Annotated in this window: 20 protein-coding genes; 3 read left to right on the top strand and 17 right to left on the bottom strand. The window is 44.0% G+C overall.

Features of this window, described 5'->3' with window-relative positions; all coding sequences use genetic code 11:
- Positions 1-90: 90 nt before the first annotated feature.
- From MPET_RS04475 to MPET_RS15110, 14 genes are all read right to left on the bottom strand, one after another.
- Positions 91-642: a hypothetical protein gene (locus tag MPET_RS04475; RefSeq protein WP_013328824.1), complete on the bottom strand. Its 552-nt coding sequence runs from the start codon at positions 640-642 to the stop codon at positions 91-93.
- A gap of 37 nt (positions 643-679) precedes the next feature.
- On the bottom strand, positions 680-1,384 hold the full coding sequence (locus tag MPET_RS04470) for a hypothetical protein (protein ID WP_013328823.1): 705 nt from the start codon (positions 1,382-1,384) through the stop codon (positions 680-682).
- Between the two features lie 295 nt (positions 1,385-1,679).
- The gene (locus MPET_RS04465) at positions 1,680-2,315 is read right to left on the bottom strand and encodes a hypothetical protein (protein WP_013328821.1); all 636 of its coding nucleotides are present in this window, start codon (positions 2,313-2,315) and stop codon (positions 1,680-1,682) included.
- A complete protein-coding gene (locus MPET_RS04460) occupies positions 2,315-2,779 on the bottom strand; it encodes a hypothetical protein (RefSeq protein ID WP_013328820.1) in 465 nt (154 codons plus the stop codon). The genes MPET_RS04465 and MPET_RS04460 overlap by 1 nt, the downstream gene beginning before the upstream one ends.
- 17 nt (positions 2,780-2,796) lie before the next feature.
- Positions 2,797-3,627, bottom strand: coding sequence for a hypothetical protein (locus tag MPET_RS04455; protein ID WP_013328819.1), 831 nt, complete (start codon positions 3,625-3,627; stop codon positions 2,797-2,799).
- Positions 3,628-4,200: 573 nt separating this feature from the next.
- Positions 4,201-5,754, bottom strand: a complete 1,554-nt coding sequence (locus tag MPET_RS04445) for a phosphoadenosine phosphosulfate reductase domain-containing protein (RefSeq protein WP_013328818.1) — start codon at positions 5,752-5,754, stop codon at positions 4,201-4,203.
- Complete coding sequence (locus tag MPET_RS04440; protein WP_013328817.1) at positions 5,751-6,683, bottom strand: hypothetical protein; 933 nt, start codon at positions 6,681-6,683, stop codon at positions 5,751-5,753. The genes MPET_RS04445 and MPET_RS04440 overlap by 4 nt, the downstream gene beginning before the upstream one ends.
- Before the next feature lie 145 nt (positions 6,684-6,828).
- Positions 6,829-7,515, bottom strand: a complete 687-nt coding sequence (locus MPET_RS04435) for a hypothetical protein (RefSeq protein WP_083773167.1) — start codon at positions 7,513-7,515, stop codon at positions 6,829-6,831.
- Positions 7,516-7,575: 60 nt separating this feature from the next.
- Complete coding sequence (locus MPET_RS04430) at positions 7,576-7,833, bottom strand: hypothetical protein (protein ID WP_013328816.1); 258 nt, start codon at positions 7,831-7,833, stop codon at positions 7,576-7,578.
- Between the two features lie 29 nt (positions 7,834-7,862).
- Complete coding sequence (locus MPET_RS04425) at positions 7,863-8,204, bottom strand: hypothetical protein (protein ID WP_013328815.1); 342 nt, start codon at positions 8,202-8,204, stop codon at positions 7,863-7,865.
- A 14-nt stretch (positions 8,205-8,218) separates the two neighbouring features.
- Positions 8,219-9,160, bottom strand: a complete 942-nt coding sequence (locus MPET_RS04420) for a hypothetical protein (RefSeq protein WP_013328814.1) — start codon at positions 9,158-9,160, stop codon at positions 8,219-8,221.
- 160 nt (positions 9,161-9,320) lie between these two features.
- On the bottom strand, positions 9,321-9,626 hold the full coding sequence (locus tag MPET_RS04415; RefSeq protein WP_187287582.1) for an alpha/beta hydrolase family protein: 306 nt from the start codon (positions 9,624-9,626) through the stop codon (positions 9,321-9,323).
- 136 nt (positions 9,627-9,762) lie between these two features.
- On the bottom strand, positions 9,763-9,885 hold the full coding sequence (locus MPET_RS15675) for a hypothetical protein (RefSeq protein WP_394295955.1): 123 nt from the start codon (positions 9,883-9,885) through the stop codon (positions 9,763-9,765).
- A 487-nt stretch (positions 9,886-10,372) separates the two neighbouring features.
- A complete protein-coding gene (locus tag MPET_RS15110) occupies positions 10,373-10,750 on the bottom strand; it encodes a hypothetical protein (protein ID WP_013328813.1) in 378 nt (125 codons plus the stop codon).
- Between the two features lie 83 nt (positions 10,751-10,833).
- On the opposite strand from MPET_RS15110, the gene MPET_RS04400 reads away from it, so the two are divergent.
- Complete coding sequence (locus tag MPET_RS04400) at positions 10,834-11,958, top strand: hypothetical protein (RefSeq protein WP_013328812.1); 1,125 nt, start codon at positions 10,834-10,836, stop codon at positions 11,956-11,958.
- Between the two features lie 400 nt (positions 11,959-12,358).
- On the opposite strand, the gene MPET_RS04395 is transcribed toward MPET_RS04400, so the two are convergent.
- From MPET_RS04395 to MPET_RS04385, 3 genes are read right to left on the bottom strand one after another with little or no spacing between them, the layout of a single operon-like run.
- Positions 12,359-13,813 carry an NEW3 domain-containing protein gene (locus tag MPET_RS04395; RefSeq protein ID WP_013328811.1) on the bottom strand — a complete coding sequence of 485 codons (1,455 nt, stop codon included), beginning with the start codon at positions 13,811-13,813 and terminating at the stop codon, positions 12,359-12,361.
- Positions 13,810-14,625 carry a winged helix-turn-helix transcriptional regulator gene (locus tag MPET_RS14405; RefSeq protein WP_013328810.1) on the bottom strand — a complete coding sequence of 272 codons (816 nt, stop codon included), beginning with the start codon at positions 14,623-14,625 and terminating at the stop codon, positions 13,810-13,812. Before MPET_RS14405 ends, MPET_RS04395 begins: the two co-directional genes overlap by 4 nt.
- A 44-nt stretch (positions 14,626-14,669) precedes the next feature.
- Positions 14,670-15,140, bottom strand: coding sequence for a hypothetical protein (locus MPET_RS04385; protein ID WP_048130630.1), 471 nt, complete (start codon positions 15,138-15,140; stop codon positions 14,670-14,672).
- A 1,055-nt stretch (positions 15,141-16,195) separates the two neighbouring features.
- Here MPET_RS04385 and MPET_RS04380 point away from each other — a divergent pair.
- Positions 16,196-16,594: a hypothetical protein gene (locus tag MPET_RS04380; protein ID WP_013328808.1), complete on the top strand. Its 399-nt coding sequence runs from the start codon at positions 16,196-16,198 to the stop codon at positions 16,592-16,594.
- Between the two features lie 175 nt (positions 16,595-16,769).
- Positions 16,770-17,909 carry a hypothetical protein gene (locus tag MPET_RS04375; protein ID WP_013328807.1) on the top strand — a complete coding sequence of 380 codons (1,140 nt, stop codon included), beginning with the start codon at positions 16,770-16,772 and terminating at the stop codon, positions 17,907-17,909.
- Positions 17,910-17,993: the final 84 nt, after the last annotated feature.

The raw sequence follows: 17,993 nt of genomic DNA, 5'->3' as shown, positions 1-17,993 counted from the left end.
TGATGCCATTGCAGTCAGGTTTCACATATGCTATGTAACTCGGAGGATCATTAAACTTTTTTCCCCTTTCCGGAAGCCGGAAGCCTTCACTTATCCCATCTCTGAAATTTTCCGGAAGATCTTCATGGCTATAATTACAAGACCAAACATGACTGCCGAAATAATCACCATCTCCAGGTAAAGGGCAACAGAGTTCAGGATGAGAAATCCTTCATTCGAAGAAGAAAAGGAAGTCAGCAGCTGAAATACAGGAGAACCTGAACCTCCACTCCCGAAAACCATTCCAAATCCGTATATAAAGCGTTCGCACACTGCAATTACAGTACATAAAAAGAGAACCGCGTACAGAAAACGGTCGGGGAATAATCGCCTGACTGCCATGAACGATGTCAGCACACCCATTGACATGATCACCAAGTCGAGCAGAACCGAAGACCAAGAATTACCGAAAAACGCTAACAGAACACAGAAAATAAATCCCACGACAACAGGAACAACCGGAGCAAACCTGTCTGCCGGGGGCCGGATCTTTGTCAGGCCGTAATAGAGCAGAAGAGAAAAAAAACCTGCTAATGCAGCAGGTAAGAGAATTATAATTACGAAAAATTTGCCCAATTCCAGGATTGCACTAAGAAAAATCATATCAAATCACTTTTTATTTTCAATTATCCCGTAGATATCAATATTTATCCCGATATTCCGGAGGCCGGAAACCCTCACTTATACTGTCTCTATAGTAAACCTGCGGCTCTACAGGAATTATGCCTGTCGTTCCCGGAGTAATCTGTTCTTCTATTGCGATCTGGCATTCCCTATCAAGGTCAGGTTTGCCAAACTTTGTACCCCCGTGAACTGTCAGTTTGATCGATACGGATATCGGCGTCGAAGAATTCGACAGAGGACGCAAATCATCGGGAAGGATGATATAACTGTATCCGGCCGTTGTATTGTCAGTTCTCAAAAGACTCCTCCCGGCCGGAACAAAGATGTCTTCATTTATTTCTTCAGTGTCGGGATATTCATCCGTTTCCTTTGTATAAACAGCATTAATATCAGCGAGATTAGCGTCGTTAGACTGAAATGTCAACATCTTTCCATGTTCTGTATCAACGAGGAAGGATTTCCAGCCTCCATAATCCTGATACTGAAACCGCTCATCAGCAAAAATCGATTCATTCCCGATGGAAGGAATAGGAACTACAATCTGTGTCACCGGTGATCCGCTGTAATCAGAGAGCCCTGAAATTTTTACTGAATAACTATAGTAACCGGATGACGACGGGTAATAATGAATAATGATATTCCCGCCGATTGTAATAATTACCAGGATTGTAACGAAAATAATTACAGCTTTTCCTAAAAAAGAAAAGGATAATTTAGTCATATCATAACCCTGTCCTTTTGCTTAATCTGCAGGGCCAATGTCCTACTTTACTCCTTCCACCCGAATTCACGATTGAAAATATGTATTTATCTCTTTAATAACTACTTTCACCATACCCTCGAACAACTGACGATAACAGCCGGAGATAAATGTCAGGAGGAACAATTTTCAGAATCGATTTCAATAAATCAAGATATATCGCTTATATTTACATCAATACAAAGGGATCTGCCAGGGAATTATCCCCTGCGCCGATGTTTACAAAAAAAGACTCCCATAATTATGAGATCAGATTTCATGAAACACCGGAAAGATTCCTGTTTTCTTCGTTCTCCCCGGCAATGTCATTCTTTATCAATTCTGAAATTTTTAGACCGTAAATTATCCCCGAAACAATGAGGGTCGGCATCGCGAAAAGGCCGGCGAAGATAAAGATTATGAACCCGGCCGTGACATCGGTCGTCATAGGACCCGCCCCGTAAACGAGGGCGATCAGGCTCTGTACCAGAACAAGCAGGATCAGGGCCGAAACAACTGATGCTGCTATAAGCGGGACTTTCAGTACCTGCCGGAACTCCTTAGTCCCAGCGACGATCAAAAACAGCGATGCAGGTGCGATCAGGAGATAAAACACTATCTTAAACGACGGGGCTAATACATGAAGCCCATAAAGAACTCCGGGCATTGCCGTATAGATAAATTCCATGACCAGTATCACGAGAAGAAGCAGGGGATAAGGAAAACCGATCCACCACAGTCTGCTTTTCTTCCTCAGGTAGAATAAAAAAGCGACTGCTCCGACAAGAGGGACAACCGGAAAGATCACAGGAAGAACGGTCCCTGAAAAGAATATCGAAAATATCAGCAGATAGCCTAGGAACGCCATGACAGGTGAATAGATTATTATAAACTGCCGTATATCAGAATTCATCAGTATTCCCCCTGATCTTCCAGAGGACACCCGTAATCACCGGTAAGTACTGAGGAATAATAGATCACCCCTCCTTTCGTCGGATCGATGTGCAATTCAGGAACCGCATAATACGAAACATTGACAGATATCTCCGAGCCTACGGAGTCGTCGACTGTAAAGATCAGGCAATACGAGTTTGTAGTCGTTGCATTTTGGGAGGTCATTACGAATGTTGATTTCGTGCTCTCCCCGGGAGCGAGATCGTATGACTCATTAGCCAGAGTAGTGTTCGATCCATCATTGATGATAACTGAAACCGAATGCGACTGGTTGAGATCCTTGTTGGCAAGCCTGAAGATAGAGGTCGGGGGAGGAGGACACGAATCCGCAGTATCCCCGGGATCAGGAACCAGTAAAGTAGCGGAAACTGCGATCACAAGAATTGCCAGGAATATCCCTGCCAATACAACAATTTTTTTCATATTACTCCCCCCTGGAACTACCTTCCCTCCGGGTATTCGTCGATCTTCGTCAGGACGATTTCATCGCCGAGTTTTACGAATGTAACGTTCCCGACGCTCCTCTTATCCACAATTGCTCCGTTCGGAACCTCCATTATTTGAGCCTCGTTCGAGTCATAGACTGCATAAAGTTCAGTGCCCGAAATGTCGAAAACCCGGCATATACCGTCGGCCCCGCAGTCGATTATCGAATAATATTCCACCTCGTTGTTCTGCACCGAAGTTCCGGAAGGAACGACATGCCACCATCCCACAAGCATCACCGTCTCGATACTCTTGTTTACGGCAAGTTCAGGCAATTCAAGTGCGGACCAGTCGATATAATTTCCCTTTCCCGAATAATCCTCCCGGTGCCTTATAATATCTACAGAAATGTACTTTTCAACCTGCCCGGAACTGTCCGTCGATTCGACGACTACAAAGTATTTACCGTTGTTCAAAAGCGACGTATCAATCGATGCGGAATAATTATTGACACCGCCGGTCCCGGCGAAAACGGTCGTGTTTCCCTCCGCAAACTCATGGGAATAATCATAGTTCTTCGTCGTTGGGTGTATACTGATCGTCGAAATCCCGACGTCAAGCTTCGTTCCGGGAGGAAGGTTCGTAGTCCCCGAAACCACCGTGATTCCTTCGGTCCCGGCAGTGACAGGATCTATTTCAATCCATTTCTCCGGTGAATCGGCCGGAGTGTGATCTATGACATATTTCTGTTCCGCGATATTATGCCCGATTTCCAGTGCAAGCAAAAGACATGCTAATATTATTACCACAATTACTGCCGGAATGATTTTCTTTTTATTGTCCATCTTTTCCCCCGGATATGGAACAGGTGGGGGGTTTTACAAAACAATTCGGAAATCCCCCGCCTCATCCTTTCAGTATAATGTGATGAATTAAGATTTCATCATAGATACCTCCTCCGGCATGATCACATGAAAGAGTAAAAGCCGTTAGTCGACCGGGTATACATCTATCCGGAAATCCCGGATAGGTCGTCTATGGAAACACTCTAAAAAACGCCATTTTGAGCTCCTTTCATCAATTTTCACGATGTTTTGGAGGTGTCAAAAAAACACCCCAAATGCTCGCGTTTCAGGCCGAAAAACGCGTAGATTCTACCCCTATAACGGCCCGTCAGAAGCACCTTTTTTCAGACGATGATTATATCGAAGAGGGTGGAGATCGTGGAACACAGGCAATCTATGAAGGTCATAATTTACATGGATTTCAGAATTTTAAAGGATTATTTAAGCATTGCTATATCAAAAAAATATTCTAATGTCTTGAGACAAATCTTTTCCTTTCCCTGGAGGATAGATTTCAGGATTACAATCAAACAAATATCAGGATTTGTACCGGTTATAATCCTGTTAAAAAGATCAGTCTCTTTTCCTTCTTTTCTTTGGCTTGACCAGCGTGATATAAGAACCTGTTGTCTTTTTCTTTTCAGCAGATGCCGTCTTAACAGGGGCCTTTCCAGGAGAACGACCGCTTTCGATCTCAACACCCTTCTCCCTGCAGATCTCCTTCATCTTCGGGGGAAGCTCCTTCCACCGCCAGAGACCCCACGTCCGGTACTCGGCGGGAAGTCCCTTCTTTTCAGCCCGCTTGTCGAGGTATTTGTCCCAGCGTTCAGCAAGTTCCGGGTGAAGGCTCCGGACCTCTTCGTACTCGCTCTCCAGCATCGCCGGGCAGAGGTAGCACCCGATCCTCTCCAGCCCTTTCTCGTACATCGGGTTCACCGGGATATTCTGCCACCATATATACAGGTAGACCTCGAACGCCCGCCAGCTCCGGATCGGCGAGACATTCAGCTGGAGAGGATTTACCGGGTTCTCGCTGACCTCTTCTATTCCCGCACGGTTCCACGACTCATACCAGCGGTTGCCCTGGACCGTTATGCAAGGCCCGATATCCGCCAGGTATTTCCCGAGGGGATCGATCTTTAAGAGCTTGCAGCACCAGCGATCGTCCTTCGTCGGGGGCCCGGACTTCTCAACAAAACGCCAGAAGTCGTTTCCTTTATCAATGACCTCTACACCGGTGGAACGAACGAACTCGATCGTCTCGGGAAACTCGAGTCCGGTATCGATGAAAAATGCGTCCTCTATCCCGGCCTTCCGTGCAAGGTGGAGAACGACAGTGCTGTCCTTTCCGCCCGAAAAAGAGACATTCGCAGTCGGGCGATCCTTCATGTGCTGTTTTATAGTCCTGACTGCGTTCCGTTCGAGATTCTTCAGGTGGTTCTTGTTGGTGCGGATAACGTCATCCCAGTCAGGATCGGGAACGTTGACCGGTTCGACCGGGACGAGCTCCTTCACCTTGATCATTTTGTCCTTTACAATCCCGGTTCCGTATTTATTCCTGTATTTTACAATCACCGATCCGTCGGGGACGGGTCTTGTAAGCGGGAGTCTCTTTCCGCCGATCCTTCCCTGGTCCTTTGAATAACCGGTGTCCGCCTCGATGTCGACTATGCCCTTCGTTACATGATCTATAATGAACGGGAGAGCTTCGACAGCGAGATCGAACCTGTACTCCCTCTCCACCGGATCGAAGATCAGCCAGCCGAACCTCTCACCGTTCATTATGACAAGATCGGTCCGGTCCGCACCCCCCGATTTATTGAGAAGAATAACCTTCGAGAGAGGGACCGGCCCGAACTTCTCACGGACGAGATCTCCGATAAGCTCCATATCCCTTGAAAGTGCCGGCCTTACTTCGTAAGGTTTTAAAAGCTGAACGCCCTTCGACTCGCCGCCGCAGGGGCAGGTCTTTCCTACGAGCGGGACATTGCACTTCGGGCACCAGTATAATATTTTTTTGAAAGGAGGATCGCGGTTCACATTAATAAAAGGGGTTTTCGGGGTGATAATGGTGGTGGTGAGGGATTTTTTCAGCAGAATCCAGACATTTAATAATTTATGCTTCACAGAACCGCTGGCTGAAAAAGATCCATTCTGAATAATTCATCCATTTTTTCAAGACTGTTTTGAGTAGTATGAGCTATTGCAGGGAAAAATCTGATAATAATATGATCTTTAGTATACTCATTTAGAGGTGATCGTATTTTATCAGGATAGCGGCAGATATTCTCATGCCTCTGAGTCATTATTGCAAAATAGAATAGAGGATTGACAATTACCATTCCCTTCATCACAGAGAGAAGGATATCTTTTATTTTTTGATCATCAAATTTCCCTTGGGAAATATCATTTATTAATTCATCCGCAATTGGAATTCCACTAAATAATACATTTAATTCATTGATCGCTCCATCGCGTACCTGCTTTATAATCTTTGGACACATTTCAGGTGATTCAATGATCTCTTCACAATTATTTTCTGCTTGTTCGTCTCCATGAAATTTATCAAGCATTGATTGAAGTTCTGTTGGGGTAATAACAAATGAAGGTTCGGTGGCTTTATCAATCGCCTTCTGAGCCCAAATAAGATCTTCATACATATTTTTTAGGGAGATGTCAGATTCATTAATTTCTTCATTCACTTGTGAGTAGAAATTTTGGACAATTTTAAGCTGCTGTACCATATGCCCGATAATATTTCGCATTCGAATGAGACTGCTTTTGCCAACATTTGTTGACATATGATTGTATTCTTTACTCTTAGCCTCTGAAAGTGTCAAAAGACCATGATGGTAACCGAAAGCTTTCCATCCTTTTTCAATACCCTGCTGGAGGAAAAAAATTGCTTGAGGATAGCATTCTTTTTCATAAAGACATTGCGATGCATAAATGTCCTTTAGGGCAACAGCAAGAGTATCCATTGCCAGTTTTGGATCAGGCTGAGCAGACTTTTTTGCGGATTTTAATTTCATTACTTTTTTTTTATATTTACCCACACCTCACCTCAAATATGCCTTTTTTAACAAGCAGATCATCTATTCGTCCCTCTCAATAATTTTTCCCTTGAAAGAAACAAACATCCCTCATCAAACAGTCCTCACATTTCGGATTATTCGGCCTACACCAGTTCCTCCCGATCTCTCAGCAGGAGAGATCGAAGATTCCCGGGTATTTCGGGTTTAATTCCCTTGCCTTGTAGATCAAAACATCAGGGCCATCATTCTCATTGATCAGTCCAAGCCTCAGGAAGACACGTTTAACATGAACATCCGGTGATACATCAATGCAGACCATATCAGACATCGGGACACGAAAGTCCCTTGCAAGAACATTTGCAGTCATTGTTGCGACCTTAATCCCAGCTCCGTAAAATTCCAACATCCTTCTTACAACCGCACAGCTTGAAGGATTGTCAGACCAGATATTTGCCGCATTCCCATCATACTCCTCTGCAATTCGCTGAATGACCAGGGATGTAGTCCTGCCGCATCTTTCATTGAAACAGTGAAGAGAAAGCTCCTGAAAAATATTGATAAATTCCTCTTTAGATGTTTTTAAGAATGATTTGAAGGCATATCCGCCAATCTTTTCGGAGATCTGACAGGGAATACCGAATGCACGGTTTGCCCGTATTTGTGGTGTCATAATGCAGGCAAGAAGGAAATGATGAGGGTGATTTTTAAGATCATTCAGGTAGGTATCGGCAGGTTCAGTATATGTAAACTCGATGTAGTCCGGGGGATTATTGAGCTGTTTTTCTCCTTCACAGATCAGGAGTTTTGCAATTTCTTCCTCCTGTTCTTTTCCCGGTCCCGGGTTTTGCGGCATATCACTGAATTATTATCTGGATATTAAAAAACTATGTAAAACCGTTTTTGTAAGAGATTACTACTTCTCAAACTTCTTCAAACTCGCTGCATCGTCATATATCCTCGCCCTTCCGTTCGCCTTCATCTGTTTCCTGACCGGCCTGAGTTTTTCGAGAAAAACGAGACCCGGTTCTGAACCGTAACAGGCGGAGATCTCGTCAAGTATTTCTTTTCTGGAAGGGATCGAACCTTCGAACGAGAGGACGAACTCGATCTCCTTCCTGTTCATATCAGGATTTTCCTCGTATTTTTTGAATTCTATATCAATCGTTCCCATAATCACACTATATTTCTCACTGACTTATATCATAATAGCAGTACCCCGAGGAGGTAGGACGCAGCATTGGCAAAGGCGGAAATGATCACGGAATATAACGGTTTTATCCGGAGCAGGTACCAGATTACCGCCGATTCCACAAGGATCACGATGATCTCCGCGTTAAGGGGATACCACGACATATCGAGATAAGGCGGCATCACGAACCACAGGTAGGGAAGAGTCAGGGCAGTCATAAGCAGGCCAGTCGCGAGAATGTCCCATACGGACTTTTCGGATTTCAGGACATAACGGACTGCAACGAATAGGAGCGGAACCTCGACTATCAACGTGAAAATGAGGGACTGCAAAAAAAGAGTTTCGTAGAGCATCTATCTTCCGGCCCTTAAGAATTCTTTGATAATAGGGGGTATACAAACTTCTCCCATAATTCAATCCAGAAATTGTTCCTGTATACTATCCCCGGTTCGGCGTGGATGACCGGAATTTCAGTATCGGTTCCGATTGTAGTCCCGATTATAGTTCCGTTTTCATAAGCAGGGATCTCAAAGAAAAGGCTGCAGTCCCTCTGTATCGGAGTCCCCTCAGGATCAGTGATATCCCGGCAGGAGACATCTTCAAGAAAACAGGAGCAGTTGAGATCGATTGAATCGGCTCTTTCCTGGCATGCGTCATACTCTGGCGTTATAACCATGGTAACTCCGCTTTTTTCGAGTGTCCTTGCATCAGCGGGGTACAGCTTCTTCTTATCGAATTTTTCAAGATATTGATCGCACAATTTCCGTTCCTGTGCCTGTTGTTCATTTTGTTCATCCATACAACTTTTGTACTGCTCCGTAGGCATGTGGCAGACATCATCGTTATACCTGTATTTAACAGGAAGGGACCTGTAACTGCAATTTGAGCCGGGAGTCCCGCTGACATTATCGATGTAAAACTCTATTCCGCCCGTCTCGCCGCAGAGAGAACAGTAATCGATCACCCGGTAGTTGAGATAGAAGGGCTCGAATATTTCATCACCGTAGTGATCCACCGTTGCGGAATAAGAGAAAACTTCGGTCTGGTTATCAGACCCGGGCGCTCTTTTCTCATATTCGCCGCTGAGATATTTTCTGAAGTCCGGATCTGTATAGGTGTATGTAAAACCGTAGCAGGTTACGGTAAAAGAAACGGAATCATTGTAAGGCTCTCCGTTCTTTTCGAAGAATACCTGAGATGATGTCGCAATACGGGCATCCGCCATAACCGGCAAACAAAAATTAGAGACTGCAATCGCCGATAAAATCAATATTGCCGCCAGTTTCCTGTTTGGAAAAGGAATCACCATAAAACCCCCTGAAATCGAATTCCGAACAGGAATCGATTAATTATATAAATTATCATCCGGGAGCATTAAATAAATATTCACCATACCGTTGAACAATTCCTCCTGCAGGAATATTAAAAGATATGATGGCAGGTATCTGCCATTCTGTTTTTGTGAAGAATTACGATGAAGAAAAAAGATATTTGTCCAGCCAGTCGAGCTCCCCTTCAACCTTCCTGTACTGGTGAACATATGTTGTCGGGTGATGTTTCTCGCCCGGGAACATAAGGAACCGGACCGGAGCAGAACTCCCTTCGAGATATGTCCTGTATGTCATAATCGCGGATGCAGGCTCCACGTTGGCGTCCTCAGTTCCGATCATCATCAGTAGCGAAGTCGTGACATTCGCTGCACTATATATCGGCAGGATATCAAGGAACATCTCGGGGTCCGGGTAAGGACTGTCACCGTAATACATCTTCGTCATGATCATCCCGTTCGTATTGGCGTTCTGTGCCTGGTCCTCGGCAGTCCCGGCCCCGGCTCGCCGCTTTGAGCGACGTATCCTTCGTTATCAGTGCGAGAGTGAGAATCCCCCCGTTCGACCACCCGGTCAATGCCGTCTATGACAGGTTGATAATGCCCTTTTCGGCAAGATACTCTTTCCCGGAGATCAGGTCTTCTACCGGCAGGTCGTAATAGTGGCCGCCTTCAATCGATTCCGCGAAGTCAAAGCCGTAATTCAGACTACCGTGATAGTTTACGGACAGGAGAACCGCCCCCGTCTCGGATATCAGGCAGTAAGGAAACTCCCAGGTATCTCTCCAGCTGTCAAAATCGGTGTAGGTCGGCCCGCCGTGGATGACGAAAACGAACGGGTATTCCTGTCCTTCCGTGTAGCCGGTGCAGTTATATACGGCAAGTTTCGGATTCGCTTGTCAGCAGTGAATACTTTTTGAGAACTACAGGATCGGGCATCTCATCAAAGACGATCGTATCTTCTTCGTATCCTGCGGTGAACGTCTCATTTGTTGATCCAGTATCCAGGTAGGCCAGTTCGTCGTCGTTTGACCACTGGAAACCGGAGAGACTTCGGGAACGTTCTGCGGCTGGGTAACACTCTGGTCATCGAGCGAGACCCAACTTAAGGACCATAGCCCCGCTTTCTTTTTGGAAAGCGGCAGAGGCTGCCTTCGTTCCGCCAGGTGAGAGAACAAACAAGATCACGGTTTCCTAATCATCCGAAAGGGAGTGTTCCTCTCCTGTACCGAGATCGATCAGCATAAGCGTATTGTTCGCGAATTCAGGTACAAGCTCGGCTCCGTCCGATTTCAGGTAGACAAGATAATTCCCTTCCGGCGAAAGGGAGATAGGACCAGGAATTTCCGTACGGAGCAGTTGATCGATTGTAATCGTGCCGGTATCTTCCCCCGATACGGGCAGAACCACAGTTAATGCAATAATTAACACTAAAAAAGATGAACCATGACCTCTTCCAATGATACCAATTCTGTTATAATAATCAAATCCTTTCCCTTTTTTTCCCGATCGAAGCTTCCAGCACACGATTAAGGAAACTGCTGCATTACCAAAGATCGAAATCTCCCACATAAATCCTTTAAAAGTCCATGCAAAAATTTCTCTGTAATCCTGTATCCTGAATTGCAGGATACAGCCCGGCCAAAGGTGGTCTGATGGTAAAAAGAAAAGAGAATTTTTTGGCATTAACGGCAGCACTCGGTTTAATCTTTGTACTCATAACCGCGGGATGCACGGCAGGCATAGATCAACAGGGAGACAGACAGGTTCATAAGGCTGAACAGGCAACAGGCAAATCAACAGGCACTCTTCAGTTGCAGATCCCTGAAGTATCCGTTTCGTGGAAGGATTTCTATCCGGACTATGACGACCGGACGAAATCGGAGATTATCGAAAAGGCAAAGGATGAGATCATGCGGGTTTTCCCCGACATAGACGGGTCGACTTTGAACGGCAACTGGATTGGGCGTGAAAGGTACAACGACGCCGGTATGAAGCAGATCGGCTCTCCATACATCGAATTTGAAAATGTCACATATAAGCTTGGCGAAGGCAGGAACTACAAGATAAGAGTCGATCCAGATCAGATGAAGATAACGTACTATTCGCCGAATACCGCACAGTACGGCCAGCCTGTAATATCCTACAATGAAGCAAAGCAAAAGGCGATAGAATTCATAAGAAATGCACAGGGCGAGGACTCGATAGTCGACGATCCCGATGCAAATTCTTATTTTAGAGATTCATTTTCGAGTGGAGGAATCCCCGTAACATATGTCGTATATTACAAGACTTGTAACGGGGTTACATACCAGGAAAATAGTGTATCCTTAACCTATGATATGCGAAGGGACAAAGTCGAGAGATACTTCGATGATCTCACTGATCCCGAACTCCTTTCCAGCCTGACCGTTCTTTCACCAGAACCGGATATAACATACGACGAGGCTATACAGGTACTCGAAGATATGATTTCAGAAAAATATAATCTGGGAGAAGAAGGACTGGAATATACCACTCTTTCAAATTACGACAGTCCTCTGTCATGGTGGGACAACGACAATCTTGTCTATGCCAACGATCCGAAACCGCTCTCTCTTGTATGGGATATTGGTATGACCAGTACCGAAAGCAGAAAAGAGTATGAAGAGAAGAGAATTGATCCCACCTGCGGCAGTTTCAGGATAGACGCACATACGGGAGAAGTAACCAGACTTGTATACGGTGAAGATATCTTTGTTAAAACCTACGGGTATAAAGGAAGCAGCAACCCACAATGATATGAATTATACCTTTTTTCGCCGTAAACCCGTAAAAGAATAGAATTTCGGAATGGCCGGATCTGGTCCGGGGCTCTTCTCATCCTTTTACGGCTCTCGTGGCGATGTAGGTTTCCGTAATGCGGAGTAAGAACAGATGAAAGAAACGATCATCATTTTAATTATTGCTGTGACTACTCCGATGATGCGGGATGCACGGATGTGACAGACGGAGTTTCCTGGCACACCGGCACAGGTGAAGACATCTCATGGAAGAAGAAGGGACGTATCTCTTCGACGGGGTTTTGGCGTTCGATCCTTGCGACGTGGGAGACAACCCGAAAAAGTTCAACCTGACGGTGGTTGTTGAATGAAATTTCAGCGAAACAAAAAAGGAGTTGGAGTTAAGGATCTGGAGCCTTTAACGCCGTTCATATTTTCTGTACATATAGTATACTCCTGCACCGACCAAAAGGATCATAATTATTCCTAATAGACCGACAAGGGAGTTCTCTTTTACTGCCAGTCTTATGCTGTCGGACACTTCTTCCTGATCGGACACCACATTAACCGTGAGTTTATACTCCGACGCTGCAATATCCGACGGGGGTATTACATTTAATATAACGGTTGAGCTCTCACCCGGTTCGATGCTCGAAATGGTTGCCGGTGTGGCGGTAACCGTCCACCCGTCAGGGACAGTTGCATTGATCCGTATATTTGTAAGGGCGACTCCGTTTCCGTTGTTTGTGATCTTAACCGGAATATCCACCTGATCTCCTTTCGAGATCTCATAGAGATATTTTTCAGAGAAGACCTGAAGATCCGCACTTCCTCTTATAGTCGCCTTAAGATCGGTCTCATACTCCATCCCATCGGATGAGCTGATAACGGATTCGAACATATATTCGCCTTTCGTAACCGAATAAGGCATTATGGCTTCAAGATAGAGGTCTTTTTCCTCTCCCGCATTTATGAAAACCTCGGATACTTCGCTATTTGAGTCTGTATTCTCCCTGTACGTGGCGTACCATCCTTCAGGCATGTCTTTTGAAGAGAGAGAGAATACGTCATCACTTTTTCCGACATTCATGAGTGTCATTTCATAAACCGGGTTCTCGCCAATCGACGATGTGATTACAGGTGCCTTGACATCAATATCGAGGCCGTAATTCTTTCTCTCAAGCAGTATGGTGCCGAGATCCTCGGTATAGCCGCTCTGGATAACGACATCGTCTATCTCCCGCTGCAGGTAACCGTCCTTCTCAACAACAAGCCTGTATGTTCCCTGCGGCAGCTCGGTTCTGATCTGACCGTCCGACATCGAAGAAACCATTCCGGTTGCATCTGTGTCTTTTCCTTCAAAAGCGGAGACCCGTGCACCCTTTATGCATTCGCCCTGCTCATCAACGACCTGCATCTTTAAAATGCCGTTTTCGCCTTCATGTGTTTTGTCGACTGTAATATAGAGCCAGATCTTTCCGTCATATACCCTTACCCTGAGCGGATAGGTGCCTATAGGAGTGTCTCCGGTTGTTTTAACATCCAGCTGGATAGTATCCGAATCTCCTCTGGGGATCGAAAGCCGGTCTATCTCTTTGTCTCCGGCATAAAAATTGAATTCCCAGTCGCTTTCGCCTTTATAGGTATCTACGTAAAAATCTTGCGAATATTCGGGAGCTCCGATGTTCTGGATCGTGAGATCGAAGGTTACAGTCTCACCGGCCTCAATAATTCTGCCGGGATATTTACAGGACAATTTGATCTTCTGGCCTTCCGAATCTTCGGCCATAACAGGACTGATTATGACAGTCACGAACAGAAGGGTTATAAAAATCAGGGCATACGCCCTTTTCGGGTAATATCTTTTTTTCATAATAAATTCCCCCCATTAATCTTTTTTGCTTCATTTTGAAGAAGAATCTCATAACCGGCTTTAATATAATACCGGGTGATTCTCCCGGCTCTTACGACTTCGATCAAACCGGAGTTTTCGAGCCTTTCCATATGCCATGTTATCGACGGGCCGGACAGGTTAATCTCGCCTGCAATCTCTTTTCTTGTAATACCGGGACTGTTCCTGACAAGTTCGATTATCTTACTGTCATGCGGATTTTTCTTTAGGAGATACAACATCTTTTCGTTGTCCGAATAAGTGTCGTTGTTCCTGAAATACCCGGATCTGCCGTTATTGGAATGCGAGGTAATTAATCCGTAATACAAAAGCCTGTCGAGATGATACTTGGCCATGGTCTTCGTTATTCCAAGTTCTCTCACTATTTCAGTAAAGCTGATTCCTGGTTTTTCTTCAACTTTTCTATAGATCATGCTGCGGTTTTTGTTGTCGAGAACATTTTTCCTGTTGACAAGTTTTATTCCGAAGAAGTAGGCTAATCCGGTAAATGCGGAAAACAACAGGATTACAAAAACTTCCCCGACTATAGGAATATTATCGTAGATTAAACAGAAAATAATCATCTGCGGAGAATTTTCCCAGAAATCAATCTGTTGAGTTTCAAGCACTTCTCCCTCGGAAATATTGTGATCATAGCCGGATGTCACGACATACCCTTTTTTTGTTTCAATTATATCGTCATTCCATGCAGCCGCTGGCATTGCTATGAATATGCCGAAAAGAACTGTTAAAACGAATATTAAATTTACATTTTTTTTTGAGAGAGAAACCATTCTTGCCCACCCTTAATAAAAATCTAAATCATTCATATAAAAGTTTATGCTGCTATTACCTCCCAGTCATAATATTCTGTTCCGGATACCGAATATCCACGTACCCTGCCTTTCCAAGATCCGCTTGAAAGGTCGCCGGGGTTGGAGATCTCCAGATATATTCTTCCATCCGTAGAGCCATCAATCGAATCATGATAATACCCTAAATATGTTCCATCCGGGGTTACAACCTGAAGACCGAGATCGTTATCCGAATCGCCCCAGTCGACATCGTAAGTTATCAAAGTTTTGCCGGAACTTACATAGTTGCTGTGATAATTAATATCACCTTGTCTAATAGAATAAAGAGAACTCGCCAGGGAATTCATCGAAAGAACTCCTGTTTCTTCTTCAACATCATAACCTGATCTCACGATATAACCGTTTTTTTCCTCAATGATCTGGGCGGAAGCCGTGCAGGTTATCATCAAAGTACCGACTATTGCAATTAATAATAATCTGTTAAATTTTTTCATACGATTTAAGAATTAATGATCGACTACAAAAAGGTCTTACGCCACCATAGTCTACACATTCCGGAACATGAATTATAATTTCAACTATTATCCGTTCAAATGAAAAATATTTTTCAGATATGTAGAGGATCGTTCAACAAGACCTTTAATATATCAGCCTTAATTTTATCCGGGGTCTTTTGGGAGCACGACCAATCCTTAACAGGAGGCAGGATATTTACGCTCGGCTACCTCACCTGAATGTATAAATTCTGCCATGCCTTCCAATTTCCCCATTGTACCATCTGAAAAAGAAAAATTGCATTTGAACAGAACCAGAACCAGATTTCAAACCACAAAATCCAAAGACTGCATGCCAGTTACATTCTCAAGGATAGGATTGCACCCAATAGGGTTCATACTTTTTTTAAATCCAATATTAAGAATAATCAAAAGATTACAGACCCACTCTTTACTGCCCCGCAACCAATGACTTTTTTCATGCATTTTCTGTCGTATGTTCTGCGTGAGACTACACCGGAGAGAAATCCACGTTTTTTTCATATTAATAAACGAGATTTCTCACAAACGTGTAGACGATTGTTCAACAAGACGTTTAATATATCGAACTAAACTTTTCTTCGTGGGCAGTGGGGGGGCACAATAATCCTTCACTGGGGACAGGGATAATCTACTGCCGGATAACAGGCCAACTGTTGTCCGGGAGCACCCTGCTCCGCCTTAACAGGCCCCTGCGAAGGGACTTACACAAACCTGCAGGAAACCGCTATTGAAACAGTCGTTCCAGGCACTGTTTCATGAGAAATCCAATGGCGATTCCAGGTATCCGGGTTCTTCGAAAAGAGTCCGTGAAACTGTATCAATCATCCGGATTGACCAGACAGGAGCCCCTTCAAAATAAAATGCGTGTATGAGCGGATGTTTCGCCTCCAAGCGGTCGGTAACAAAGAATTGACTCCGTAAAAAAGGAAGTGGACATCCCTGCGCGTATGTCAAAGGGTAATCTCAGATGATTTCCCTTCCCTAAAAAAACTGAAACAAAGGTGAAAACAGAAATGAGAACATTCAATTTCAGAAAACTTGGCATTCTCCTTGTGTTGATGCTTGTCGGTGCAATGATCATTGTAGGACCTGCGAGTGCAAATTCATGGGCAGAAAAAGATGGCTATAAATTCAGGTGCGGCGGAACTTCAGCCAGCACGACTAATTACTTTGGATCTGCCACCAACCTAAAATGCGAAGAAGCAGATTATATCGGCATCTCGCTTTCGATCTATGACAAATATAACCATTATGTTGATGGCGATGGTGATCATACAACAGATGACCACGCCTATCTCTTCAATGCTTACCACTCAGGTAAGGTCGATGGAGGCTATGTGCTTGCATCATTTGACTGTTATAATCCCGATGGCGATTACAGTAATTTGAAAGCCTATCTTCATTGGAATTAATCAAGCACTTAAGGGTGTACCATGGGACATATGAAAATTCCCAATGGTATCTTCCTTTTTAATTAATTTGGATAGAGTAATCAGTAAATTATCATTTTTCTAGTAAATGTGTAGACGATCGTTCAACAACTCGTTTAAAGAAAAAGTATACAATAAGTTATCTGTAGGTGATTTAATGAAAAAAAAACAGATGTCATTTCCAATATTTGTCCTAGTAATATGTCTAATATTAGTAGTCCTGGTTTCAGGATGCACATATAACAATCCAAACCAACATGAGAGCATCCCAGTTGCACAAACAGAGTCAGTTACAACTGAAACCACTCCAAATGTTCAATATGAAAGTACACAATCGACAGTCTCGTGGAAGAACTTCTATTCAGATCATACCGATCAGGAAAAATCGCAACTGATCGAGGAAGCAAAAGAGGAGATCCTAAGAGTTTTTCCTAACGTGGATGAATCGACGCTTGACGGGTACTGGAAAGATCACGACATAACATATTATTCCGAGCTGACGGGTACAGGCTATCCAAAGATTGTCTTCGACAACGTGGATGATACGTCCGATGAATTTATGGAAGCCCAGAAAATAAGATCGGAAGGACTCGAACAGAACATTCAGGACAATATTGTTACCATCAAAGTCGATCCGGAATCAGGAGACATTGTGTTTTATATTGGTGGAATGCCCTCACCATTAGAAGAGGAGACAAGAAAGGTTTCGCTTGAAGGGGCTGAAAACAAGGCCGTGGAATTTGTAAAAAATGTAAAAGGAGATGATTTTTACGAAGAAAAAGAAGACGACTTCTATATATATGATATTGACACAGATCCAAATACCGGAAGTGGCCTTGCAATTATTGTTCTGTTTAATACCTACAAAGGCGTCCAGTATTTAAATGATCAGATATATGTTCGATATGATCGTGTTCTTGATACTGTAAATACATACAGCGATGAGTTAAAGAATCCCGAATTGATGAAGAGACTTACAACCCTTTCACCCGTACCCGATATTTCAGAAGACGAAGCAAAAGAGATCCTTGAAACAAAATTAAAAGAAAACTATCCTGACGAGGATCTGGATATACAGTATACTGTCCAGAATGTCCACGAAAATTCTCTCAGCTGGTATGATGATATAACTTTGTTTTATACCGACCAGCCGGAACCAATCAGACTAATCTGGTACATAACCTTCAGCGATGCGAATATGCGGGCAAAAGATTCGAGGCTGGATACTCCTGCAATTATCGATGCACATACAGGAGAGATCGTATCACTTAATTTCAGGGATATCAGAATATCATAGGATAATTTTCACCTCTTTTTATTGCCGATATGTAGACGATCGTTCAACAACTCGTTTAAAGAAAAAGTATACAATAAGTTATCT

Source organism: Methanolacinia petrolearia DSM 11571, assembly GCF_000147875.1.
In the GTDB taxonomy this organism is placed as follows: Archaea; Halobacteriota; Methanomicrobia; order Methanomicrobiales; family Methanomicrobiaceae; genus Methanolacinia; species Methanolacinia petrolearia.
The sequence above is the reverse complement of the archived record's forward strand: the minus strand, read 5'-3'. Positions and strand labels throughout refer to the sequence as shown.